Raw genomic sequence first — 23,524 nt, forward strand, 5'->3', positions numbered from 1 at the left:
GTTGGTTGATTTTCTCAGTGCCCTTATAAGGGCTGGTCAGTAACAGAGGCTTTCAGCCGAAGAACAAACCACCCGTTCACACGGGTGGTTTTGATTGTTTATACACGACGAAGTGATTGTATCAGTTTGTTTATCAACTGGAAAATGAAACAAAAATGACGCACTGCGGTTTATAGGGCAATACAATAGTGGGGATTTACGACTAATCGTTGTTGTAAAATAGGACGCTTCTTTGAATTTTATCCAATTGCACATGTCATTTCTATTTATTGTGTTAAAATATAATAAATTAATAATCAGTTGAAAAAGGAGAAATATTCAGTGTTTAATTTGACGATATTACTATTGGAACGTGTGGGTCTCATTATTATCCTTGCCTATATTTTAATGAATTCCAGTTACTTTAAAAACACGATGCAGCAACGACAAATGTGGCCCTCAAAATGGCAACTTTGCTTGATATTTAGCCTTTTTGCACTGATGTCTAACTTTACAGGGATTGTCATTCGCAATGGTGACATCCTATCTGGAAGTATTTATTTTCATTTAGATGATGATGTATCGTTAGCCAATACACGTGTTTTAACAATTGGGGTTGCTGGATTAGTAGGAGGTCCATTTGTTGGGGTGTTCGTAGGGATTTTTTCAGGGCTTTTCCGATTATATATGGGAGGTGCTGAAGCTTATACTTATTTAATTTCCTCACTATTTATCGGTTTGATTTCGGGTTATTTTGGTCAGCAAGCACGTCAAAAAAATCAATATCCTTCAATAGGAAAAAGTGCGCTAATCGGGGCGACGATGGAGATTGTCCAAATGATTTGTATTTTTTCGTTTGCACAAGATAAACACTATGCGATTGATTTGATTTCACTAATTGCATTACCAATGATAATTGTTAATAGTGCAGGGACAGCTATTTTTATGTCTATTATTAGTTCCACATTAAAGCAAGAAGAGCAAATGAGAGCTGTACAAACGCATGATGTGTTGCAATTAACGAATCAGACGTTGCCTTACTTCAAGGAAGGGCTGAATGAAGATTCTGCCAAGCATGTGGCAATGATTATTAAAGAGTTGATGAAAGTTTCTGCTGTAGCGATTACAAATCGACATGATATTTTAGCACATGTGGGCGCCGGAAGTGATCATCATATTCCGAAAAAAGAAATTATAACTGATTTATCGAAAGAAGTTTTACAAACAGGACAACTCAAAGAAGTTCATACAAAAGGTGAAATCGGATGTACACACCCGCATTGTCCATTACACGCTGCCATTGTGATTCCTTTGAAAATGCATGGGAAAGTGACGGGAACTTTAAAAATGTATTTTACGAATCCGAACAATCTTACTTTCGTAGAACGTCAATTGGCGGAAGGGTTAGCTGAAATATTTAGTAGTCAAATCGAATTGGGTGAGGCTGAGATGCAGAGTAAATTATTGAAAGATGCAGAGATTAAATCATTACAAGCACAAGTCAATCCGCATTTCTTTTTTAATGCGATGAACACGATTTCCGCACTTGTTCGAATTGATAGTGAAAAGGCTAGGGAGCTATTATTAGAACTAAGTCATTTCTTCCGTTCAAATTTACAAGGCTCTCGCCAAAATACGATTACTTTAGAAAAAGAATTAAGCCAAGTGTCTGCTTATCTATCATTAGAGCAAGCACGTTTCCCAGGCAGATTTGATGTGACTTTTGATGTTCCAGAGGATGTGACACAAGCTCTTGTCCCTCCATTTTTAATTCAAATTTTAGTTGAGAATGCGGTAAAACATGCATTTCCAAAACGAAAGACAGACAATCGTATTCGAGTTGTCGCACGGGTTGAAAATCAACAACAATTAGTGATATCGGTTTGTGATAATGGGCAGGGCATTCCGAAAGAAAAATTATCTTTACTAGGTCAGACTGCCGTTGAATCAGAATCGGGCACAGGCAGTGCCTTAGAAAATTTAAATTTAAGATTAAAAGGTTTATTCAGTAATGATGCAGTTTTACATTTTGATACAAGTCACGCAGGAACGACGGTATGGTGTACGCTGCCTTATCAACAAAAGGAGGGATAAAGCATGAGGGCGTTAATAGTTGATGATGAACCCCTTGCGCGTAATGAGTTAATCTATTTATTAAATCGTATCGGTGGCTTCGATGTATTGAATGAAGCAGAGAATGTGAGTGAAACGATTGAGGCATTGTTAGTAGACGACTACGACCTTGTTTTTTTAGATATTAACTTAATGGATGAAAATGGCATTGAGCTAGGACGTAAAATTCAAAAAATGAAGTCCCCACCTGCGATTGTATTTGCCACGGCACATGACCAATTTGCTGTTCAAGCCTTTGAATTAAATGCGACAGATTATATTATGAAGCCATTCGAACAAAGCCGTGTCGAGCAAGCCGTTCAAAAAGTACAAGCGCAACTTAAAAAAAACAAAGCGGCACAGGACATGCCTCCTGTTACGAATGTTGAAACACTTTTACCCATTGAGATTGATGACCGCATCCATATGCTAAATCTTTCTGATGTAATCGGCATTTCAGTTAATAAAGGACTTACTACGATTCATACGACACAAGGTACGTTTGAAACAACAGAGCCTTTAAGCGCATACGAAAAAAAGTTAAACACACCGCAGTTTATTAGAATTCATCGGGCAAATATTATTAATCGACAGCACATTCAAGCTATAGAACATTGGTTTAATTCAACCTATATGGTCACTTTGACAAATGATGTAAAAATGCAAGTGAGTCGTTCCTATATGAAAAGTTTTAAGCAAGTAATGGGTCTTACATCGTAGGCTATGGATTAACTAGTTGAGAAAATGAAAAAGACACTCAAAATTTTGATGGAATTATGAATTTTGAGTGTCTTTTTTTGTGTTTGTCTCACGTAGCAAATGGTGACAAAGCAGAGATTGATTTGATTTCGTTCTACCATTTCGACAAGTAGGGTTTCGTGGTACGAGCACTTGATATAACGGCTTCTGAAGCGTAGGTAGCACTTGCTAGTATAATGATTTAAATGTTTTCGTAGATTGAAAATGAAGATAGGATCGCGCCGCGCTGGCATTTAAAAGTTTATTTATATTTAATTGAGAAAAATATGCAATGTGTGAAAAAATGCACATAATGCATTTCACCCCCTTATTTTTGCATTTCAGCGTGAAAATGCGGTGAACCTTTCTTTTCATACTATAATGAAGTCAATCAGAAGCACACAGGAGGCCGTGAAGATGGAACAAAAAGTTGAAAAAACGTATAGCTTTTTGCATCAAGTTTTAGTGATTTCGTTAGTGTTATTTGTTTCAAGTATCATTGAATCGTTTATGCCGATTCCAATGCCAGCATCAGTAATAGGACTCGTTTTATTGTTTATCTTATTATGTACAGGCGTTGTGAAATTGGGACAAGTCGAAAAAGTAGGGACAGCATTAACGAATAATATCGGATTTTTATTCGTACCAGCGGGGATTTCAGTTGTTAATTCATTAGGGATTATTAGTGCAAGCCCAATTTTGATTATTGGTCTCATTATTATCTCTACAGTGTTGTTGCTTGTATGTACAGGTTTTGCATCACAAATTATTATGCGTGTAACGACTAAAAATAACGCACAAAAGCCAGAAAAAGCACAATCAGAAATGAAAGGAGCACATTCACATGGTTGATCATTTAGGTATTAATACCCCATATTTTGGTATCTTGTTATCCGTTATTCCATTCTTAATTGCAACATATTTATTTAAAAAAACTAATGGTTTCTTCTTATTTGCACCATTATTTGTTGCAATGGTTGTAGGTGTGGCATTCCTACACTTTACAGGCATTCCATATGAAAAATATAAAATAGGTGGCGATGTGATTAATTTCTTCCTTGCACCTGCAACAATTTCATTCGCGATACCTTTATATAAAAAGCGTGATGTGCTCTTAAAACATTGGCACCGTATTATAGGTGGTATAGGAATTGGTACGGTAGTCGCATTAGTAGGTATTTTCTTTGTTGCCAAAGCATTACAGTTTGGTAATGACATCATTGCATCAATGCTTCCGCAAGCAGCAACGACTGCAATTGCATTACCTGTTTCTGAAGGAATTCATGGTATTAAAGAACTTACATCTTTAGCTGTTATACTGAATGCAGTTATTATCTATGCTTTAGGAAACAAATTATTAAAATGGTTCCACATCGATAATAAAATTGCACGTGGTTTAGCATTAGGTACAAGTGGTCACACTTTAGGTGTTGCTGCAGCAAAAGAACTTGGCGAAGTTGAAGAGTCAATGGCGAGCATCGCGATTGTACTCGTAGGGGTTATTGTCGTTGCGGTAGTCCCAGTTTTAACAGCAATATTCTTCTAATATACAATTGTAAAATAAAGTCGTAGGGATGTTTAAAAGGGTAGTGTCATTATCTAAGAGGTGGCTTAGATGACGGTGCTACTCTTTTTTTGCACAAATTGCTGTTGAATAATCATTTGACGTGAACGTTTTCATTGTAGAAAGTTATAATAGAAGAAAAGATGAGAGCAGGTGACAACATGAAAAAGTTAATTCAAGAAAAGACACAGTTTTTAAACGACATGTTAGATGGCTTGAAGTATACGAATCCTAATATTGATGTCATAGCAGAAACGGTTGTCGTTCGGAAACACAAAAAAACATCTGGCGTTGCGTTAGTATCAGGGGGTGGAAGTGGTCACGAACCTGCACATGCTGGCTATGTTGCAGAGGGCATGTTAGATGCAGCAGTATGCGGTGAAGTTTTTACATCTCCAACTCCGGATAAAGTATTAGAGGCAATCAAAGCAGTAGATAATGGAGACGGCGTTTTGTTAATTGTTAAAAATTATGCAGGAGATGTCATGAACTTTGAGATGGCTCAAGATATGGCAGCGATGGAAGGCATTAACGTCGAAATGGTCGTTGTTAGAGATGACATTGCCATTGATGATGTGGCTAAAAGAAGGGGCGTTGCCGGCACCGTATGGGTACATAAATATGCGGGCTATTTAGCTGATCAAGGCACACATCTTAAAGCGCTCAAAACAAAAATTGAACAGTTTCTTGAAGGCGTTCGCTCTATTGGTATGGCCATCATACCCCCTGCAGTACCGACAACAGGTAAATATGGTTTTGATATTGGTGAAGATGAGATGGAAATTGGAATCGGTATTCACGGTGAACGAGGATTAGAAAGAACTCAAATAGAACCGATTGCTCAGATTGTTCAACGCTTAACCACAAAACTAGAACAAGAAGTCGACAGTGATGCATTGATTGTCATGATTAATGGCATGGGCGGTACACCGCTTTCTGAACTCAATATCGTCACAAAATACGTAGCGCAGCAATTAGAAAAAGAAGGTAAAGTTGTCAAAGGGTGGTTCGTTGGGGACTATATGACTTCATTAGATATGCAAGGTTTTTCACTCACATTTGCGCCATATGATGACCATGTTTTAGCAGCACTTAATGCGCCTACAACAAGTCGAAATTTTAATTCATAGGAGGATGTAACAATGGATGTGACAATTTTAAAGGAACGTTTATTAAATTTAAAAGATATCTTTGAAAGAGAAGAAGCCCATTTAACTGATCTCGATCGTGCTATTGGCGATGGAGACCATGGCGTCAATATGAGACGTGGTTTTGAGGCGCTACCTGCACAGCTTGATGATCAGTCTATTGCAACATTACTCAAATCAACAGGGATGACATTAATGTCTAAAGTCGGTGGCGCTTCAGGTCCTTTATATGGTTTTAGTTTTGTTAAAATGTCACAAGTTGCTAAAGATGAAATTGACCATGATAATCTAATCGCAATATTAAAGGCATTTGAAGATGCAGTTGCACAACGTGGCAAAGTAACGCGAGATGAAAAAACGATGTATGATGTCATCTCACGCGCGCGAGAAGCGGTGGAAAATGGTGAGCGTGTAGATTTAGAAAAATTACAAGCATTAGCAGACGCGACTCGTGATATAGAAGCCACTAAAGGGCGTGCATCTTACTTTAAAAAAGAGAGTTTAGGCTATGTAGATCCAGGTGCGCAAAGTAGCGTATATATTTTAAATGCATTAATAGGAGATGAGAACAAATGACAAGTATCGTACTCATTAGTCACAGTGAAAAAATTGCAGAAGGCACAAAAGATTTACTAGAACAAATGGCACAAGGTGTGAGTGTCATTGCCGTGGGTGGTAATGATGGTGAAATAGGGACTTCGTTTGAAACGATCTCAGAAGTATTGAATGATTTAGAAGAAGATGCGATTTGTTTCTTTGACATTGGGTCTTCAGAAATGAATTTAGATATGGCTATTGAAATGTATGCAGGGCATTACCGAATTGAGAAAGTCGATGCGCCTATTGTAGAAGGCAGTTTTATCGCAAGTGTGTCATTATCAACTGGACAATCTATGGACGAGGCCATCGCTTCTGTCAGAGATACATTTTAACTTGAAATAAAAAAGGATGAAACAACGATAACCTAAAAGGTTTATTGTTTCATCCTTTATTTTGTATGTTAGTTAATTTTCTTTACAACTTCTGATTTTAAGCCTATTTGACCAAAACCGGGGATTTTACAGTCAATATCGTGACCATCTTCTGGGTCGACGAGTTTAATATTTTTAACTTTTGTACCTTGTTTGATGACACCTGATGTGCCTTTAATTTTTAAATCACGGATAACTGAAACCGTGTCACCGTCTTTTAGTTCGTTGCCATTTGCATCACGAATGATTTCTGCGGCAGCCGCTTCTTCAACTGCATTTTTTGTCCATTCAAACGCACACATCGGACAAACATAAGCAGCACCATCTTCATAAGTATATTCTGAATCACATTGTGGACAGTTTGGAATTGCGGTTGTCATTTTCTAATCACTACTTTCCTCAGGATATACTTATAATCTAGCATATTCAGGATGAAAAGTATGTAACAAATTGAAGATAGTGTTACGATAAGAATAACAAAAAAATTGAGCACATTTAAAATCTATTCATTGAGAGGAAGCGAGATGGTAAAATGTCAAATTTAGAAGTCAAAAATCCTTCTACAGGTGAAGTCATTGCAACTTATCCTTATACTGACGAGCAAACCATTCATTCTAAAATTGAGCGTGCACATCAAGCATTTTTATCGTGGCGTGATGTTGATGCCCATGAACGTTCACGTTTGTTATGGTCTTGGTCAGCTTTAATTAAAGACAATCGTGAAGCCTTAGCGCGATTAATTACATTAGAAGGGGGCAAACCTTACGTAGAAGCACTCGGGGAAGTAGATTACGCAGTCTCCTATGTCGATTGGTATGCTGAAGAAGCTAAAAGAACATATGGTAGAACAGTACCTGCGAATACGCCAGATAAAAAAATCATCATTGATAAGTTTCCAGTAGGCGTTGTTGCAGCAATTACACCATGGAACTTTCCAGCGGCGATGATTACTAGAAAAATGGCACCTGCTCTTGCAGCAGGCTGTACTATTGTATGTAAACCTGCCACAGAAACCCCTATGACGACGATTCGATTGGTTGAACTAGCCCATGAAGCGGGCATACCTGAAGACGCAATATCATATGTCTTAGCAAGCGGTAAAACAGCAGGCGAAATCTTTACGACACATCCCGGTGTCCAAAAGGTTACATTTACAGGGTCAACACCAGTAGGTAAAAAATTAATTGAACAATCTGCCAGTACAGTTAAAAATGTCACAATGGAACTCGGGGGCCTTGCTCCGCTCATTGTACATAAAGATGCTGACATTGACCAAGCGGTTGCGCAAACAATTGCGACTAAATTTAGAAATGCAGGTCAAACTTGTATTTGTGCAAATCGTATTTATGTTCACCACGCGATCGCTGATGAATATGAGCGACAGTTAATTGAACAAGTCCATGCGCTTAAAGTGGGAGATGGCATGGCAGAAGATGTTAAAGTTGGACCGCTTATTAATGAAAAGGCAGTTGAGAAAGTGATTGATCACTTACAAGATGCAGAACAACATGGCGGACAACTTTCTAGAAGCTGGGATGAAGTGAAATTAGGCGGTAATTTCATTAATCCGGTCGTTGTCACACAAGCCAATCAAGAGATGAAATGTATGCATGAAGAAACGTTTGGTCCAGTGGCGCCAGTTATGCGTTATGAGGATTTAGACGAAGCCATTCGAATGGCTAATGATACAGAATTTGGACTCGCTGCTTATTTCTTCACGAATGATTATCGTACAGGTTTATATATTTATAATCATTTAGATTACGGCGTGATTGGATGGAATGATGGTGGACCTTCTGCAGCACATGCACCCTTTGGTGGCATGAAAGAAAGTGGCTACGGTCGTGAAGGTGGCATTGAAGGCATCGAACCCTATTTAGAAACTAAGTATTTATCTATCAAAGTAGACGATCCGTCTTAAAATGCGTAAAAAAATAGATCAATGTAAAAAATGATATAAAAATGGGAGAGGGACTGTGAGATGATTCGCAATCCGCTCTCCTTTTCATTTGTTACACAGGGTGTTCACTAGAATGGGTATGCTCTATGATGTGATGTTAATCACAACTTCAAATCCATTTTAATATGAAATGAAGACGTGAAATCCGAATTATAGTTGATATTGAGAATCGTTATCAAATATAATAGAGGTGTCGGAAGATAATCAAAGTTTGAGCGCGATAGATGATGTTTGAAGCGTCTTGGACAGGTAATTAAAACTAAAGTGTTTTTGCCCATGCGTATCAGGAATAAGGAGTTGGAAGTATGATGTTTATGGCAGAAAATAAATTAACATTAACAAAAGGAACAGCACAGGAAACGATGCAACGTTTTCATCAACGTCAAGGCATTGAAACGATGGATGGCTTTATAGAAATGTATGTGACACAAACGAATGATTTAGAAGAATTTGATGAAGTAAAAATTTTAACCATTTGGCAATCAGAGCAAGCATTTAAAAATTGGCTTTCTTCAGATGTTTTTAAAGCCTCACATAAAAACGTGAGAAGTCATCGAGAGGACACAGAAAGTCCAATCATTAAAAACAAAGTCTCTACGTATACGATCGACCATCATTACAAAAAATAATGCATGGTGTATCGACAAATTGAATACAAATCCTTTCACGGTTTTGGACGCGCGTATCACGTCCAAAGCCTTTTTTATGGTTTTAAGGTGTTCGCTTACTCTAAAGGATAAGAAATGATTTATAATTGATATGAAAGATTTGAGGTGTAGAGATGAAAACATATATAGAAGCAGATGGCCGCAAAGTGAAGAAATTATATCTTTCTCTAAATGGACATCGCCAAGGCGTTATTATTGAAACAAAGGATGAACAAAATCCAATTTTATTAGTCGTGCATGGGGGACCAGGTTTTCCACTTTATCCATTTTTTCGCGCACACCATATTGATTTGACGGATCAGTATACGGTCGTTTATTGGGATCAGAGAGGGACGGGGATGTCGTATACACGTCAAATAGTAGGGATGTGCGACCTCATTGATGATTTATATCAACTCATCCAATTTTTACGTTTACATTTTCATCAAGATAAAGTGTTTTTAATGTGTCACTCGTTTGGAACCATTATCGGTACCCATGTGGCGCACCGTTATCCAGAAGTGATTGCAGCTTATATTGGTATGGGGCAACTAGGAAATGTTTTTCATAATGAACAGCTTATACTTGATCATTTACGCTTTTTAGCTCATGAAGAAAACAATCAAAATGCGGTTAAACGCTTAAACCGTGTACACCTCACGCGTCAGTTTAATACAGATCGCTACTATGGTCGCGTACGCCAACGTTACACAGAGCGTTATAAAGTTGGATTTTCAAGTCATGGCTATTCGTTATGGCGTATGTTTAAAGTGATGATGTCCACACCTTACTATAAATTAATAGAGCGGATTAATATTGTGAGAGGGAGTCTCTCAACATTTGAGCACTTAACGAATGAGATGGCCAATGTCGATTTAAATGATATTGCCCAGGAAATAACAGTGCCTTTTTACGTTTTGCAAGGTGTCCATGATTTGCAAACGACGTATGAAGATAGTAAAGCCTTTTTTGATCGTGTGGCTTCAAAAGATAAGCATTTCTATGCCTTTCAAGACACGGCACATGCGCCTTTTATAGATGAACCCAAAAAAATGCTCGCAATTATGCATAAGATTGTTGACCATGACGTAAGGTCATCGTGTACAACGTAAATAAGGAGGTGAGATCAATGTCTTATTATTCGACAGGTGAGCTTGCTGAAAAGTTCAATATTTCAAAGCGAACGTTACAATATTATGATCGACAAAAGTTATTAAAGCCAGCCTTTGTTAAAGATAATCAATATCGTATTTATACTGATCGTGAAGCGGAACAATTGAACCTGATTTTAATGATGAAGTCTTTAGGTTTAAGCTTGGCTGAAATCCGAAAATTGATTCATGCAGAGGGCACACTTAAGACGGTTCGTTCAATTTTAGAACAAAAAATAAGTGCATCAGAAGAAATGATTCAGCAACAGCAACTTCAATTAAAGCAGATGAAAACAATTCAAAAAATGATTGCTACGTCATCAACAGCACCTGTGCATACACTATCGGACATTGAGGAAATAATGAAAAATCAACCTTATTTATCTCAGTTAACACAAAAAACGATGGTGCTGGGTACTACAGCATCATTGGCCAATGTCATTGGAATCAGTCTTAGTTTGAAAAAACAAACCGCGTGGCCAACCGCTATAGCATTGACGTATAGTGCTATTGTTGCGTACCGTATGACAGTCGATTATTATGGCAAGGTGAAATATCAATGCCCTAACTGTCAGACAACGTTCAAACCTGACTTATGGACTTGGGCGTTTGCAAGCCATACGTCAACAACACGGAAATTCGAATGTCCCCATTGTCATTTTAATGGATACTGTACTGAAGTTTATGATGAAAGTTAAGCATGCAAATCCAACATGGAACAGAATGCGATTTTTAAATGAGCATTGTTAAATTGAACAAAAATTTGAAGAGATCACGGTGGTAGGGAAGATTGTTTTTGATGAAAGCTTGATTTAAAGCAATGCATCAAATCTGTCATTTACTACCACTTTTCTTATGATATGTTCTTTATCGGTTCAGAAGTCTCTTTTTTATATAAGAAACTATCAGTTAGACAATGTTGTAAGCGCTTAAAATATTCATTGAAATACAATCAGCAAGGGGATAATATGGAGGTGTATTTGAATTTTAGAAAGAGGAAGTGTTAGGCGTGAATATACTTGCAATCACATCTTGTCCCAATGGTATTGCACATACATATATGGCACAAGAAAAGTTAGAACAAGCTGCAAAAAAGCTAGGTGCCAACATTAAAGTGGAGACACAAGGCGGTATTGGGGTCGAAAACGAATTAACAGCAGAAGAGATTGAAAAAGCAGACGGTATTATTATTGCATCAGATCGACAAGTTGACTTATCACGTTTTGTTGGAAAACCTTTAATTAGAGAAAGCGTCCGTGCAGGGATTCATCAACCAGAAGCTCTGATACAACGCGTTATTGATGGACATGTGCCTATCTATCAAGGTGATAAAATCAATGTACCTTCTGAAGATGATACAGAGAATAATTCGTCTACTAAGCATCAGGGTGTTCAAGCAGTCTATCAGCACCTTATGAATGGTGTTTCTTTCATGGTCCCATTTATTGTAGTAGGGGGATTGTTGATTGCCATTGCCTTATCATTAGGAGGCGAAAAGACCGCAACACAGGGTTTAGTAATTCCGGATGACTCGTTTTGGAAGCCTTTTGAAAAAATAGGGGCACTGTCTTTTAGTTTTATGGTTCCTATTTTAGCTGGGTATATCGCGATGAGTATTGCTGATAAGCCAGGACTTGTACCAGGCATGATTGGAGGCGCAATAGCGGCGGATGGAAGTTTTTATGGCAGTGATGCAGGGGCAGGCTTTTTAGGAGGAATTGTCGCAGGATTTTTAGCGGGCTATATCGCTAAGTGGATTAAAAATATAAAAGTTCCTAAAGCTATGGCGCCGATTATGCCTATTATTGTGATTCCAATCATTGCTTCTATTCTTGTTGGCGTGATCTTTATATTTGTGATTGGTGCACCTATTGCTAGTGTGTTCAGCGCATTGACAGTTTGGTTAAAAGGCATGCAAGGCGCAAATATCGTGATTTTAGCGATGATTATTGGTGCAATGATTGCTTTTGACATGGGAGGGCCAGTGAATAAAGTGGCATTTTTATTTGGTTCTGCTTTAATTGCTGAAGGTAACTATAGTGTAATGGGAATGGTTGCTGTTGCAGTTTGTACACCGCCGATTGGACTCGGACTCGCAACATTTATCAAAAAGAGTAAATTCAATCAAAATGAAATTGAAATGGGTAAAGCCTCTTTTACGATGGGCTTGTTTGGTATTACAGAAGGAGCCATCCCATTTGCTGCTCAAGATCCATTACGTGTCATACCTGCAAACATGGTAGGAGCAATGATTGCTTCAGTGATTGCGGCGCTGGGTGATGTAGGGGATCGTGTTGCCCATGGTGGACCCATTGTTGCTGTTTTAGGTGGCATTGATCACATCCTTATGTTTGCGATTGCAGTCATAGTCGGAAGTTTCGTGACGATGGCAGTCGTGTTAATTTTAAGAAAAAAACCTGTTGCACGTCGTAGTAGTAACGAACAAGTAGATCAAATGCCAAACGAACGCACAAAGGAAATGCGCGATGATACGCATGTAGCGGTGTCATCCGTAGAGGCTAAAGATGAGAATGCTCAAGTCGACGAACTGTTTGATGCGAATGTGATTTTAAACATCAATCAGTCAATGTCACGAGATCATGCGATTGATATATTGGTTGATGCGTTGCAAAAGGCTGGCTATGTTAATGATGAAGTCGTACTCAAAGAAGCTATTTTAGCGAGAGAAGCAGAGGCAACGACTGCGCTCGGAATGAACATTGCGATGCCTCATGCAAAAACAGATGCGATTCGTCAGCCTGTCGTCGCCGTGTTAAAAAATGATATAGGTGTAGAATGGGAGAGCATAGATGGTACATGGCCACAATTAATCTTTTTAATTGCGGTGCCACTGCATAGTCATGATACACACTTGAAAGTACTCCAACAATTATCAAAAGCATTAATGCAAGATGACAAACGAATGCAATTGTTGAATGCTTCAGATACTAAAGCATTATATAGTGATATACAAAGGTTAATTTAAGCGCTTGTTAAAACCATATTGAAAAAATGGTTTAAAAGCAACTGATGGTACAAATAAGATAGCCATGAGTTGCTTTTTATTATCAATATAAGTAGTGAGCAATTCTAATTTATTTCTGTGATAATGAATAGAATATTAAAGGTTTTTCATCCTTTTTGAACGAGATCTTCACAATTACATTTTGTATTATACATTTTCAGATAATAAATATTTAAAATTTTCAACGGAGGGTCTATAATAGTAACATGAAAAAGAAAGGAAGGATGACATGACTCAGTCAAAATCAACGCGACATGTCAATGTGCGCCATCATTTATTAAAAACTGGTACCGCGCTTTGTTTAGTAGGATCATTATTCTATTATCCAATCAGTGCAACCTCCCCTTCTTATGCACATGCATCAACTCAGTCAGACGATGATATTCAACGATTACTTGACGATGCAGAACATCAAATTAATAAAATGGATTCATTGAATACAGATTATAAAAATGATTTCTTAGAACTTCTACGCGCAAATGATGATTCTCAACAAAGTATTAACAAAGTCATCGAAGAAGCTGAAGCAGCAAATAAAAAAGCGAAAGATGCAGAGAAGAAGGATGACGTTAGACCTCAACTAGACAGTATTGATCAAAGAATCGAACAGCTAAAAAAAGAAGTTGACAGACATCAACAGGAGACACCTCAAATCAAAAATAGAACAGATGCCCCTCAACCATCGCGTGCGAGTGCTTCGGATGATGATGATTTGTCGAATTTGATAGATACAATCAATGATTTATCGAAAAAAGAAACAGAACAACCAAAGTCTGAACCAGCACAAAATAATGATGGTACACAAGGTCAATCGCAAAGTGATAACCGTCAAAAACAGAGTGATGAAATACCAAAAAATGATACCACTTCTGACGCTCAACCCGATACATTCAATGATATTGCTGAAGAAAAGCGCAAACATTTGAGTGATACAAAAGACCAACTTCGTCAAATGGATCGTGATTTGACAGCAGATAGAGACACATTGCACCAAAAGTTAAATCAACGCGATGAGGCGTTAAAAGATTTGCTTAACGATCGAGACAGTGTCGTATCACAAATTGATGATATGGCTTCAAAATCGGTTGATGATCAATCTGAAGATTACTTAACGCAAAAACGCCAACATTTAGATGAGCTTCAAAATAAAATTGGTAGCCGCTCAGACCTCTCACCTAAGCAACAACAAAAGTTGCATGAAAGTGCGAAGACTGTTGCATCACAATTGAACCAACAAAATGATGAGATATTGTCTCGTTTAAAAGCAGCCAATGATAAACAAGTTGCGGTTAAATCGATATTAAGTGACTTATATAATGATAAACAAGCAGAAGCAATCGCAAAGCAAATTCATACACATGGTCAAAACAATCAACAAATTGCCGACCAATTGCAACGTGCGATTGATGATTTGAAACAAACACATAGTGATACGCTGTTGTTAGGTATGTTAGATAACACAACGCACACTAAAGATTTGGTGACTACTTTATTAAATACACGTTTTGATGAACAAAAATCGAAACATTTAGCTCAAAAAATTATGGAAGGACAACCTTCAAATCAAGAAATTTTGAATAGACTCAAAAAATATTATAAAGAAAATGGCAAAGCGACGAGCGATGATATTTTAAATGCGCTATTAAAACAAGCGCATAATAAAAAAGATGCGATTGAAGCCATTTTAGATGGTCGTTTAAATCCTGATAATGCGTCATTAATTGCGCAACGTATTTCAAAGGATATTCATAATACAAAAGATTTACTAAAACTAATTCATGGTGAGTTGGATGCACAAGCGAATCGTCTACTCACACTACAAAAACAAATCAAAGATGTTAGAAATGATTTCCGTACTAATATTAATGACATTTTATCACCGTTACGCCATTTGCCAACCTTAGATTTAACAAATCAACGTCATCGTTTATTGTTACCTTCTGAAAGTACAAATGATAAATTAAGAAAATTACTGAATCAAAGACCTTCAGGTGGATTAGGTGGATTATTCCAACATGATTTTGCACCAAAACCAACCATTGATCCGTACCAAAAAGTAAATAAACTCGCAACGGGTGACAACTTCTTAGATAACTTATTCGATGAAAATGGTAATTTTAAATTACCAGACTCAGGTCAAATCACTAAAAATGCAGCATTGCCAATTGGTATTGTTGTCGTCATTTTAGGTATCGGTTTATTAATTAAGTATTTGAAAAAACGTAAACAATAAAATAACCGAAGATAAAAAAAGAACAGCAACACGCACTGTCAAATCAGTTTGTGTTGCTGTTCTTTTTTGTAAATCAAGTTGTAATGAATAAAGGTTATTCGTTTGAAGTGCCACCTTTAATATAGTCTAGAGTGTCAGCATCTTCTTTATCGATTGTACGATAAGAAATGACACCTAGTCCTTTGACGTTAGATTCAGAGACAACGATAGAACCATCTTTATTTACCTTTTCAACAAAAGCAACGTGACCGTAGTAACGGTCCGCGCCTAATTGACCAGGTTTGAAGACAACAGCAGTATGTGCTTCAGGTTCACTTGAAACAGAGAAGCCTTTCGTTAATGCTGAGTAAGTCCAGTCACTCGCATTACCCATATCTCCTGCGATATCCTTATCAAATTGTGCCATTCGAAGGTATACATACCATGTACATTGACCTTGAGGATATGGTGAAGCACTTGTCGCTCTGAATGGCTTAAAGTCGCTACTTACGTCTTCACTATTTTGTTTCATTGTATCTTCGTCTAACAATGAACCCATTTTTTTATGGTCGAAGCGTGTTAAATCATAAGTTTTAATCAATGATTTTAATTTTTCGTCATACTGTGGATCCGTTGCATATGTACCGACAAGCTCTGAAACAGCTGTACGATAGCTGGAGCTTTCACTTTTCCATGTTCCTTTGTAAATGGAAGGATTTCCATCAATACCATTTTTAATTAAATCTGCATAATCGTTTAAAGAAGCTTTACGATCTGGATATTTTCTGAAATCCGCATGAATTTGATACATTGAGTGTCCGTCAGACTCTAATGTGTTAAAACCTACAGACTCTCCTTTATAGCTTCCTTTCATACCGAAAAGGTTGAAATTCGGTTCACGTGATAATGTACTTCGGCCCGAATCAGATTCCAAAATCGCTTGCGCAATCATAATCGATGCGTAAATATCTTCTTTTTGACCGATATCATGTGCATCTTTGGCAATATCATTGATAAATTTACGCGTAGATTCTGTTGGTACAACGCGAAATGCATCGGATGAAGATGAAGCATCATTACGACTTGGCATTTGTTCAAATAACGTTGTTTGACGTAAATGACTATTTTGAGGCAAATCTTTAAACGTTTGCGCAGGTGCTTGTTCACGTGAATGTTTCAATGCATCTAGTTCAGGGATCTGCTCATCATGACCGTTTGAATTTTTATGTTTCTGTTTCTGATAATTTTGATGTGTTTTTGTTGCATTATCACTGTATTCATCTAAAAGTGAATCAATCATATCATCATTCTTACTTTTTGATGTTGAAGCACTACTTTGTTCTTGATCTTGTTTGTCTTCTGAATTTGATTGTTGCGCATCTGTTTGATTGTCTTCTTTATTTGAAGTTGTGTCATGTGCACTTGAATGGTCTGTTTCTGAAGATGATTGTGAATCATTCGTCTGCGGTTGTTCACTGTTTTGATCATCAGACTGTGAGCTGTCATTGTTATCATCTTTTGCAGCTGAATCGTCTACAGAAGCGGATGTGTCATGGTCATCACGAGATGCTTCTGAGTCAGAAGATGGCTGTTGATTGTTTGTAGTGTGATGAGTGCCTTTTAAAATATCGTTAAGCGCATCGAAAAAGTCACGCTCTTCAGGTTGAGCGGCACTTTGTTCATCACTTGAAGTGTTCTCAGCAAGCGATACATCTGATGAAGATGGAGCGTCACTTGAATGCGGTTCGTTTGTGAAGTGACTGCTTTGTGCATCGTCACTTTGATTATTGAAAGAATGGTGGAATAAGTCACTAAACCAATCATTACTTTTCTTATAGGTTGGCCAATTCCCAATCGAAGAAAAACTTGATTGAGATGGATATTCAAAAGTATGCGCACTATGGTTGGAACGCTTTTCTTTTGTCTTTTTATCTTGTTTTGAGTCATCTGATTTTTCAGAAGAACGCTCTTTTGAATTGTCATCATGATTGCGATCTTGTGATGTTTCTTGTTCATCATCTACATCTGAAATTTTATCTTTTACAGTTTCTGTCGCTTTAGGTGAGGCAGCATGTGCCAAGTTTGATGTGACAGGGGGAAAGATAAGGGCTGTGGTCAATAAACCTGTGAAAATAAATTTACTTTTCAAAGCGTTACTCCTTTTCTCTATATAGTTTTTGTCTTGCAATCAAAAAGGGAGACTCATATCCTAGAAATGTGAATCATATTTTTGGTTACGAAACGACTTAGTTTGTATAAAAAGTGATATATGAAAGACATGATAAATGCTATACAAACCAAGGATGAACTTGTTATACTATGGTGTGTCTTTGCAACTTGTTGACATATGTTAACTTTAATTTGAAACGACAAATAAATAAATATTGCACATACTTATATTACATGAATCATCATGATTTATAAAGTGTTTGAGTAGATATTGAGGTGAGGAAATGAAGAACGCCATCAAATTATTTCTGATGGACATTAAGAAGATTGCCAAGACCCCTGGTGCAATCATCATTATCTTAGGATTAGCGATTTTACCATCCTTTTATGCTTGGTTTAACCTGGAAGCAACATGGGATCCTTATTCAAATACAAACCACATTAAAGTTGCTGTTGTAAATGAAGACAAGGGTGATACGGTACGTCATAAAAAATTGAATGTTGGTAATCGACTTGAGGATACTTTGAAAAAAGATACTCATTTTGATTGGCAATTTGTAAGTCGTGAAAAAGCAGATCATGATTTACGTATGGGTAAGTATTACGCAGCACTCTATATTCCAGAAGGATTTACACACCAAATTACTGGTACGTTACGTAAAGACCCACAACAAGCAAAAGTGGAATATAAAGTGAACCAAAAGCTCAACGCGATTGCGCCTAAAATGACTGACGCGGGTTCGAGTGAGATTGTGAAAAAGGCCAATCAGAAATTTAATGAAACTGTAACGAAAGTATTGCTTAAAGAGGCAGATCGTTTAGGGATTAAACTTGAAGATGAGCTTCCAGCGTATAAAAAAGTTCGTGATGGTATTTATGCTGCGAATAACGCATTACCTAAAATCGAGCGCTTCCGTGAAGGTTTGATTTACTTAAATGAACATCAAGATCAGCTCGATCAATACGCAGATAAATTCAGAGAGTTAGATCGCTATAAAGACGATGCGGTCAATGCAACTGAGCGACTCAACCAGTTGAATGCAAGTATTCCTGCAATCAATGAGCGTGCAAAATTAGTGGTTGCCTTAGAGAATTCACTTCCTGAAATCGAACGTATTTTACAAGCTGCAAGCAAAGTGCCAAATCGTTTTCCAACAATTAACAAAGGGGTGGACATAGCGATTGGTGGCACAGATAAAGCTTTGAAAGACCTCAACTCAGCACAACAGTTGTTACCTTCCATCGAGCAACGTATTCGAGCTTATGGAGAAGTTGTTAACAACGCAAGTCAAGCGAATGACCAGTTAGCGAATGACGTTTCTCGTGCACAAAATCAACAAGGTCAGCAAGTAAATGTTCAAACAGCGCCACAAAGTACGCACCAATCTCATTATCAGACAAGCCAAGTAAGTACGGCTAATGACGCGAGTGGTCAACCATTACCAGATGGACAAGTGATATCGAATGAAGATGTAGCATCTTTAGAGTCTGCCTATTCAAATTCATTGCAAGATGTCAATTCAGCAACAGCTTCGCAATTAAAAGCGACTCAAGATGATTTGGATGCTGCTAAAAATATGGGCTATGGCATTATCAGCTCAAACGATGCTTCACAATTTAAAGAGCCGTTGTCTCATCTTATTGCGCGTATGAACCATGCGAATAAAACAATTAGAGATTATCGTGACTTTTTATCAGACGTTGAACGTACAGAAGGCGTTAATTTGAGTGAAGCCCAAGCACAATTGAAAACAGCGCAAGATGATATTAAAGAAGCAACGAAACGCTTGAACAAATTAAACGATGCCATTGCAGCAGGTAATTCTGGTAAGGCAGAAGCGATGGATATCATCAAACGTGTAGATCATATTCAAAAACAAATTAAAGCAGCGCAAAATATGTTAAAAAACGATGTTGCGAATAAGTTATTGGACGTATCACACGCATTAGGTAAAGCACTAGACAAAGGTGCAGTGACTTTGGATGTTGCACAAGAAAAACTTCAAAAGGTTCAAGCGATTATACGTAGTGGCCAAACGATATTATCAGATGCCAATGAACGTTTGAAACGCTTGAGTGATACGTTGCCTGCTGTTGAAGCAGAGTACATTCGTGCAATGTCAGCAGCGCAAGCTTACTTCCCAGAGTTTAAGAAAAAAGTTCACAATGCGTCTGATTTTGTAAAAAATGATTTACCTGCTCTTGAAAACAAAATTTCTGAAACGACACAAACGGTTAATGAAAATTTACCGACAGCATTTGCAAAATATGATCGTTTACGTCAAATTCTAGACGCTAACCAACCGAAAGCGAAGGAAGCGCTGAGTAATCTTGCGGACTTTGCTAAAAATGATTTTCCAAGCGTTGAAAAAGACTTGAAAAAAGCGAATAAAATATTTAAACAATTAGATAGAGACAATACGATTGAAGAGTTGATTGATTTATTACGTAATGACCTCAAAAAACAAGCGGGCGTCATTTCAAATCCAATCGATTTACAAAAAGAAAATGTGTTCCCAGTTAAAGATTACGGTTCAGCAAGTACGCCATTCTATACGGCACTCTCTATCTGGGTAGGTGCACTGTTACTTGTCAGCTTGCTTACAACACATAATAAGCACCCTGAATTGAAGCCGTATTTAACAATACGTGAGACTTATTTAGGTAAAATGGGACTATTTGTTGTTATGAATATGATTCAAGCACTTATTGTTTCAATAGGGGACATTGTCATTCTGAAAGCATCGGTTGAGTCGGTATGGCTCTTTATTACTATTTGTTTATATTCAGCCATCATTTTCTCGGTTATTGTTTATACATTGGTTTCTGTATTAGGTAATCCGGGTAAAGCGCTCGCTATCGTATTATTAGTATTACAAATTGCTGGTGGTGGTGGGACATTCCCAATTGAGGTCACACCACAGTTTTTCCAAACAATCCACCCGTACTTACCATTCTCTTATAGTATTGATGCATTGAGAGAAGCGGTAGGGGGGCCTGTACCTCAAATTTTAGTTTTTAAATTAACAATGCTCACACTCTTTGGTATCGGCTTCTTCCTTGTAGGTCTAATCTGTAAACCTTATTTAGATCCTTTAGCACAAGGACTTGCAGACAAAGCTGATAAGAGTAACATATTGGAATAATGTTTTGAATGTACTTTTCGACTGAGTTTAAAAATCAAAAGTGAATCAAATAAAAGGTGTAAACCATAGCGCAAAAATTGCATTGTGCCCAATGGTTTACACCTTTTTCGTTTGTAAATACCTAGTTGAATCATATGGTGAACCCTTGGGTCATCCAACGCTTACGAAACTAATTTTTCATCAAAAGGTGTCAAAGATTGTGACGATAAATTGAAGTGATTGGCAGAGAGAACTTTTTAGTATATAATACATATCGAATTACTAAGAAATAAAAAGGAGATTGCTATGGAATTCATGGACGTGTTTGAGAAATGGGCAGAAAGATATGATGATACGGTATTTAATACGAGCAAAGAAAATGAATATAAAGATGTCTTTGAAGGTTATCCTAAGATGTTGGACAAAATTGCACAATTGTCAACAGGAGAGGTATTAGAAATTGGTGCAGGAACAGGGAATTTAACGCAACATTTAATTAGGCAAGGGCTAGACGTGACGGCAATTGACCCGTCAGAAGATATGAGAGCCATTGCAAACCAAAAAGAAGGCATCCATGTCATAGAAGGTCACTTTTTAAAAATTCCAGTAGAGAAAAAATTCGATACGATCGTGTCGAGTTTTGCCTTTCATCATTTAGATCATCAAGGTAAACAAGAAGCGCTTAATTATATGAAACAATTTTTAAAACCAAATGGACATATCGTTTTTATTGATACGTTATTTGAATCGGAAATGAATAAAAATCAAATCATTCAATTTTACACAGATAAAATGTATGTCAATTTAGTCGAGGACTTACAAACTGAATACTATCCATTTAAAGATGAACTTGAAAAGATTGTAGAATCGGCAAATGGCACTTCAGAACTTGAACAACAAAATCGTTTTGCTTGGTTGATTCATATGAAATTTGGGCATTAATGTGAAAACAAAAGGTGGCGTGTATGCGATGACATACCATATTTATCATGTGGAAGTAAATGAAGTTTATCCCTATTATGTGCGTAAAGTGAATAAAGTAGGTAGTACGTATCAAGATGTTAATGAAATCATTTGTTGGCTCACAGGTTATTCTCAAGATATGCTTGAGTCAAATTTAAAAAATGGAACGACATTTGAGATGTTTTTTAAGCAAGCGCCGCATCTGAATCCACAGCGTAAAAAAATAAAAGGGATATTTTGTGGTGAACGAATTGAAGAAATGGAGCCATCACTCATGAAAGAAATTCGTTATTTAGACAAAATGATTGATGAGCGGTCACGTGGGCGTTCAATGAAGCAAATTTTTCGAGAAGATTAAATCTAATTGCCAAAGAATAATAAGACAAAAGGTTACGGATGATGTTCCAGAGATTCTTAAGATAGCGTCTGGCTAAGGTGTATGGATTTACATTGAAGGTCAGATGCTTTTTATTGGTGTCCGATGCTTAGAGAAAAGTTGATAAATAAAAAAGGCGCCTCTTGACTTGAGCGCAAGAGGCGTTGTTAGAGGTGATACATTCCATATAAAGTGAATGTGAGGTCTTCATTTAGCTTTGTCCAAATTGCAAATAAATTGCAATCGCTCGTTTAATTACAGCTAAATTCAATTGACCGAGACATGAAGCTTCACGAAAGCATGCTAATATTTCATCGGACGTATGAAGCTCCTTAGGAAATCTAGCATCTGCATGCATATGTCTCGCCAAATCACCTAATGGGGTATCATCACCAATGTAAATCTGCATATATTCATAAAAGCTCAAGTATTTAATCACCTCATTTACGAGCTAAAAAGTATTATAACATAAAGTACAAGTTCAAAGTTGAAAAATTTTTGTCCCGTACAAATTATATGGTTTAACGAGGCTTGCTATGAAAACAAGATGCGTGCGAGCAATTCATCGAGCTAATGATTTATGTTATATTTTATGTAACAATGATATTTTTTATAAGTGGGGGAGCATAATGATTCAAGCAGACCAAATACTAGATAAAATGAAAAACCAAAAAATTAATTATGATAAAGTTTTACGAAAAATGATCATGAACTGGGAAAGAGAAAATGAGCGTCCATCCATACTATTGCATAGTTGTTGTGCGCCATGTAGCACCTATACACTTGAGTTTTTGACAGAACATGCAGACGTTGCGATTTACTTTGCGAATCCTAATATTCATCCTAAAAATGAGTATCTTCGTCGTGCGCGTGTACAAGAAAAATTTGTCAATGACTTTAATGAACGTACGGGAAGTCATGTAAAATATATCGAAGCGCCATATGAACCACATGTATTTATGAAAATGGCTAAATCCCGTGGGTTAACTGAAGAACCTGAAGGCGGTGCACGTTGTTCAGCATGTTTTGGCATGCGCCTTGAAATGGTAGCTGAAGCCGCAGTTGAAATGGGGTACGATTACTTTGGTAGTGCAATCACATTGTCACCTAAAAAAAATGCGCAATTAATTAATGAGATTGGCTTAGATGTACAACAAATTTATGATGTGAAATATTTACCGAGCGACTTCAAAAAAAATAAAGGATACGAGCGTTCTATTACGATGTGTCAAGATTATGATATTTTTCGACAATGTTACTGTGGCTGTGTTTTTGCTGCCCAACAACAAGGTATCGACTTTAAGACAATTAATCAACAAGCAAAACGCTTTTTAGATCATTTAGACCAACAAAAGCAAACGGTTTCTGAAAGCTGATTTGGTGC

The 23,524-nt window shown here is 37.2% G+C and carries 19 protein-coding genes and 2 pseudogenes; 18 read left to right on the forward strand and 3 right to left on the reverse strand.

Translation table 11 applies throughout. The annotated features are described in order from the left end of the window. Window positions 1-321: 321 nt before the first annotated feature. The 7 genes from CD118_RS01530 (at window position 322) to dhaM (ending at window position 6,473) form a co-directional block, all read left to right on the forward strand. Window positions 322-2,073, forward strand: coding sequence for a sensor histidine kinase (locus CD118_RS01530; RefSeq protein WP_060829369.1), 1,752 nt, complete (start codon window positions 322-324; stop codon window positions 2,071-2,073). A 3-nt stretch (window positions 2,074-2,076) separates the two neighbouring features. Then, window positions 2,077-2,811 (forward strand): response regulator transcription factor LytR, encoded by a 735-nt coding sequence (locus CD118_RS01535; RefSeq protein ID WP_060829370.1) that lies wholly within the window; start codon window positions 2,077-2,079, stop codon window positions 2,809-2,811. A gap of 429 nt (window positions 2,812-3,240) precedes the next feature. After that, the gene (gene lrgA / locus CD118_RS01540) at window positions 3,241-3,681 is read left to right on the forward strand and encodes an antiholin-like murein hydrolase modulator LrgA (RefSeq protein WP_371317747.1); all 441 of its coding nucleotides are present in this window, start codon (window positions 3,241-3,243) and stop codon (window positions 3,679-3,681) included. Further along, entirely contained in the window at window positions 3,674-4,375 is a 702-nt protein-coding gene (gene lrgB / locus CD118_RS01545; RefSeq protein WP_016426054.1) for an antiholin-like protein LrgB, read from the forward strand. Before lrgA ends, lrgB begins: the two co-directional genes overlap by 8 nt. Before the next feature lie 179 nt (window positions 4,376-4,554). After that, window positions 4,555-5,523 carry a dihydroxyacetone kinase subunit DhaK gene (gene dhaK / locus CD118_RS01550; RefSeq protein WP_060829371.1) on the forward strand — a complete coding sequence of 323 codons (969 nt, stop codon included), beginning with the start codon at window positions 4,555-4,557 and terminating at the stop codon, window positions 5,521-5,523. Between the two features lie 12 nt (window positions 5,524-5,535). Then, window positions 5,536-6,117, forward strand: coding sequence for a dihydroxyacetone kinase subunit DhaL (dhaL, locus tag CD118_RS01555; RefSeq protein ID WP_050332062.1), 582 nt, complete (start codon window positions 5,536-5,538; stop codon window positions 6,115-6,117). Further along, window positions 6,114-6,473 carry a dihydroxyacetone kinase phosphoryl donor subunit DhaM gene (dhaM, locus tag CD118_RS01560; RefSeq protein WP_050329888.1) on the forward strand — a complete coding sequence of 120 codons (360 nt, stop codon included), beginning with the start codon at window positions 6,114-6,116 and terminating at the stop codon, window positions 6,471-6,473. The genes dhaL and dhaM overlap by 4 nt, the downstream gene beginning before the upstream one ends. Window positions 6,474-6,541: 68 nt before the next feature. Here dhaM and CD118_RS01565 read toward each other — a convergent pair whose 3' ends face one another. Then, complete coding sequence (locus CD118_RS01565) at window positions 6,542-6,892, reverse strand: zinc ribbon domain-containing protein YjdM (RefSeq protein WP_050329889.1); 351 nt, start codon at window positions 6,890-6,892, stop codon at window positions 6,542-6,544. Between the two features lie 152 nt (window positions 6,893-7,044). Between CD118_RS01565 and CD118_RS01570 the strand changes: the two genes are divergently transcribed. The 7 genes and pseudogenes from CD118_RS01570 to CD118_RS01595 all read left to right on the forward strand — a co-directional run bounded on the left by CD118_RS01570 (window position 7,045) and on the right by CD118_RS01595 (window position 15,528). Then, window positions 7,045-8,433: an NAD-dependent succinate-semialdehyde dehydrogenase gene (locus CD118_RS01570; protein WP_103356138.1), complete on the forward strand. Its 1,389-nt coding sequence runs from the start codon at window positions 7,045-7,047 to the stop codon at window positions 8,431-8,433. Between the two features lie 347 nt (window positions 8,434-8,780). Next, window positions 8,781-9,101, forward strand: coding sequence for an antibiotic biosynthesis monooxygenase (locus CD118_RS01575; RefSeq protein ID WP_060830494.1), 321 nt, complete (start codon window positions 8,781-8,783; stop codon window positions 9,099-9,101). A 152-nt stretch (window positions 9,102-9,253) separates the two neighbouring features. Next, on the forward strand, window positions 9,254-10,231 hold the full coding sequence (locus tag CD118_RS01580) for an alpha/beta fold hydrolase (protein ID WP_050329891.1): 978 nt from the start codon (window positions 9,254-9,256) through the stop codon (window positions 10,229-10,231). A 17-nt stretch (window positions 10,232-10,248) separates the two neighbouring features. After that, complete coding sequence (locus CD118_RS01585; protein ID WP_103356139.1) at window positions 10,249-10,968, forward strand: MerR family transcriptional regulator; 720 nt, start codon at window positions 10,249-10,251, stop codon at window positions 10,966-10,968. Between the two features lie 311 nt (window positions 10,969-11,279). Then, window positions 11,280-12,693, forward strand: a pseudogene (locus CD118_RS01590) (PTS fructose transporter subunit IIC); the annotation flags it as partial. A gap of 137 nt (window positions 12,694-12,830) precedes the next feature. Further along, window positions 12,831-13,256, forward strand: a pseudogene (locus CD118_RS12355) (PTS sugar transporter subunit IIA); the annotation flags it as partial. Between the two features lie 268 nt (window positions 13,257-13,524). After that, a complete protein-coding gene (locus CD118_RS01595) occupies window positions 13,525-15,528 on the forward strand; it encodes a cell wall anchor protein (RefSeq protein WP_103356141.1) in 2,004 nt (667 codons plus the stop codon). A 94-nt stretch (window positions 15,529-15,622) separates the two neighbouring features. Here the strand turns inward: CD118_RS01595 and CD118_RS01600 are convergent, their stop codons facing one another. After that, entirely contained in the window at window positions 15,623-17,656 is a 2,034-nt protein-coding gene (locus CD118_RS01600) for an amidase domain-containing protein (RefSeq protein WP_103356142.1), read from the reverse strand. A gap of 304 nt (window positions 17,657-17,960) precedes the next feature. On the opposite strand from CD118_RS01600, the gene CD118_RS01605 reads away from it, so the two are divergent. The 3 genes from CD118_RS01605 to CD118_RS01615 all read left to right on the forward strand — a co-directional run bounded on the left by CD118_RS01605 (window position 17,961) and on the right by CD118_RS01615 (window position 22,122). Then, a complete protein-coding gene (locus CD118_RS01605) occupies window positions 17,961-20,822 on the forward strand; it encodes a YhgE/Pip domain-containing protein (protein WP_103356143.1) in 2,862 nt (953 codons plus the stop codon). Window positions 20,823-21,107: 285 nt separating this feature from the next. Beyond that, window positions 21,108-21,743, forward strand: a complete 636-nt coding sequence (locus CD118_RS01610) for a class I SAM-dependent methyltransferase (protein ID WP_060829378.1) — start codon at window positions 21,108-21,110, stop codon at window positions 21,741-21,743. Window positions 21,744-21,771: 28 nt separating this feature from the next. Then, window positions 21,772-22,122, forward strand: a complete 351-nt coding sequence (locus CD118_RS01615; RefSeq protein ID WP_060829379.1) for a DUF2200 family protein — start codon at window positions 21,772-21,774, stop codon at window positions 22,120-22,122. 229 nt (window positions 22,123-22,351) lie between these two features. Here the strand turns inward: CD118_RS01615 and CD118_RS01620 are convergent, their stop codons facing one another. Continuing rightward, window positions 22,352-22,567, reverse strand: coding sequence for a YozE family protein (locus CD118_RS01620; protein ID WP_016426070.1), 216 nt, complete (start codon window positions 22,565-22,567; stop codon window positions 22,352-22,354). 202 nt (window positions 22,568-22,769) lie between these two features. On the opposite strand from CD118_RS01620, the gene CD118_RS01625 reads away from it, so the two are divergent. Then, window positions 22,770-23,516, forward strand: coding sequence for an epoxyqueuosine reductase QueH (locus CD118_RS01625; protein WP_050345156.1), 747 nt, complete (start codon window positions 22,770-22,772; stop codon window positions 23,514-23,516). Window positions 23,517-23,524: the final 8 nt, after the last annotated feature.

The sequence above is a fragment of the Staphylococcus coagulans genome (assembly GCF_002901995.1).
GTDB classification, from domain to species: Bacteria; Bacillota; Bacilli; order Staphylococcales; family Staphylococcaceae; genus Staphylococcus; species Staphylococcus coagulans.

Excerpts from the sequence above, each read along its gene's own strand:
- CD118_RS01535 (WP_060829370.1), top strand. The coding sequence starts at position 2,077 with ATGAGGGCGTTAATAGTTGATGATGAACCCCTTGCGCGTAATGAGTTA.
- lrgB (WP_016426054.1), top strand. The coding sequence starts at position 3,674 with ATGGTTGATCATTTAGGTATTAATACCCCATATTTTGGTATCTTGTTA.
- dhaK (WP_060829371.1), top strand. The coding sequence starts at position 4,555 with ATGAAAAAGTTAATTCAAGAAAAGACACAGTTTTTAAACGACATGTTA.
- dhaL (WP_050332062.1), top strand. The coding sequence starts at position 5,536 with ATGGATGTGACAATTTTAAAGGAACGTTTATTAAATTTAAAAGATATC.
- dhaM (WP_050329888.1), top strand. The coding sequence starts at position 6,114 with ATGACAAGTATCGTACTCATTAGTCACAGTGAAAAAATTGCAGAAGGC.
- CD118_RS01565 (WP_050329889.1), bottom strand. The coding sequence starts at position 6,892 with ATGACAACCGCAATTCCAAACTGTCCACAATGTGATTCAGAATATACT.
- CD118_RS01570 (WP_103356138.1), top strand. The coding sequence starts at position 7,045 with ATGTCAAATTTAGAAGTCAAAAATCCTTCTACAGGTGAAGTCATTGCA.
- CD118_RS01575 (WP_060830494.1), top strand. The coding sequence starts at position 8,781 with ATGTTTATGGCAGAAAATAAATTAACATTAACAAAAGGAACAGCACAG.
- CD118_RS01580 (WP_050329891.1), top strand. The coding sequence starts at position 9,254 with ATGAAAACATATATAGAAGCAGATGGCCGCAAAGTGAAGAAATTATAT.
- CD118_RS01585 (WP_103356139.1), top strand. The coding sequence starts at position 10,249 with ATGTCTTATTATTCGACAGGTGAGCTTGCTGAAAAGTTCAATATTTCA.
- CD118_RS01595 (WP_103356141.1), top strand. The coding sequence starts at position 13,525 with ATGACTCAGTCAAAATCAACGCGACATGTCAATGTGCGCCATCATTTA.
- CD118_RS01605 (WP_103356143.1), top strand. The coding sequence starts at position 17,961 with ATGAAGAACGCCATCAAATTATTTCTGATGGACATTAAGAAGATTGCC.
- CD118_RS01610 (WP_060829378.1), top strand. The coding sequence starts at position 21,108 with ATGGAATTCATGGACGTGTTTGAGAAATGGGCAGAAAGATATGATGAT.
- CD118_RS01615 (WP_060829379.1), top strand. The coding sequence starts at position 21,772 with ATGACATACCATATTTATCATGTGGAAGTAAATGAAGTTTATCCCTAT.
- CD118_RS01625 (WP_050345156.1), top strand. The coding sequence starts at position 22,770 with ATGATTCAAGCAGACCAAATACTAGATAAAATGAAAAACCAAAAAATT.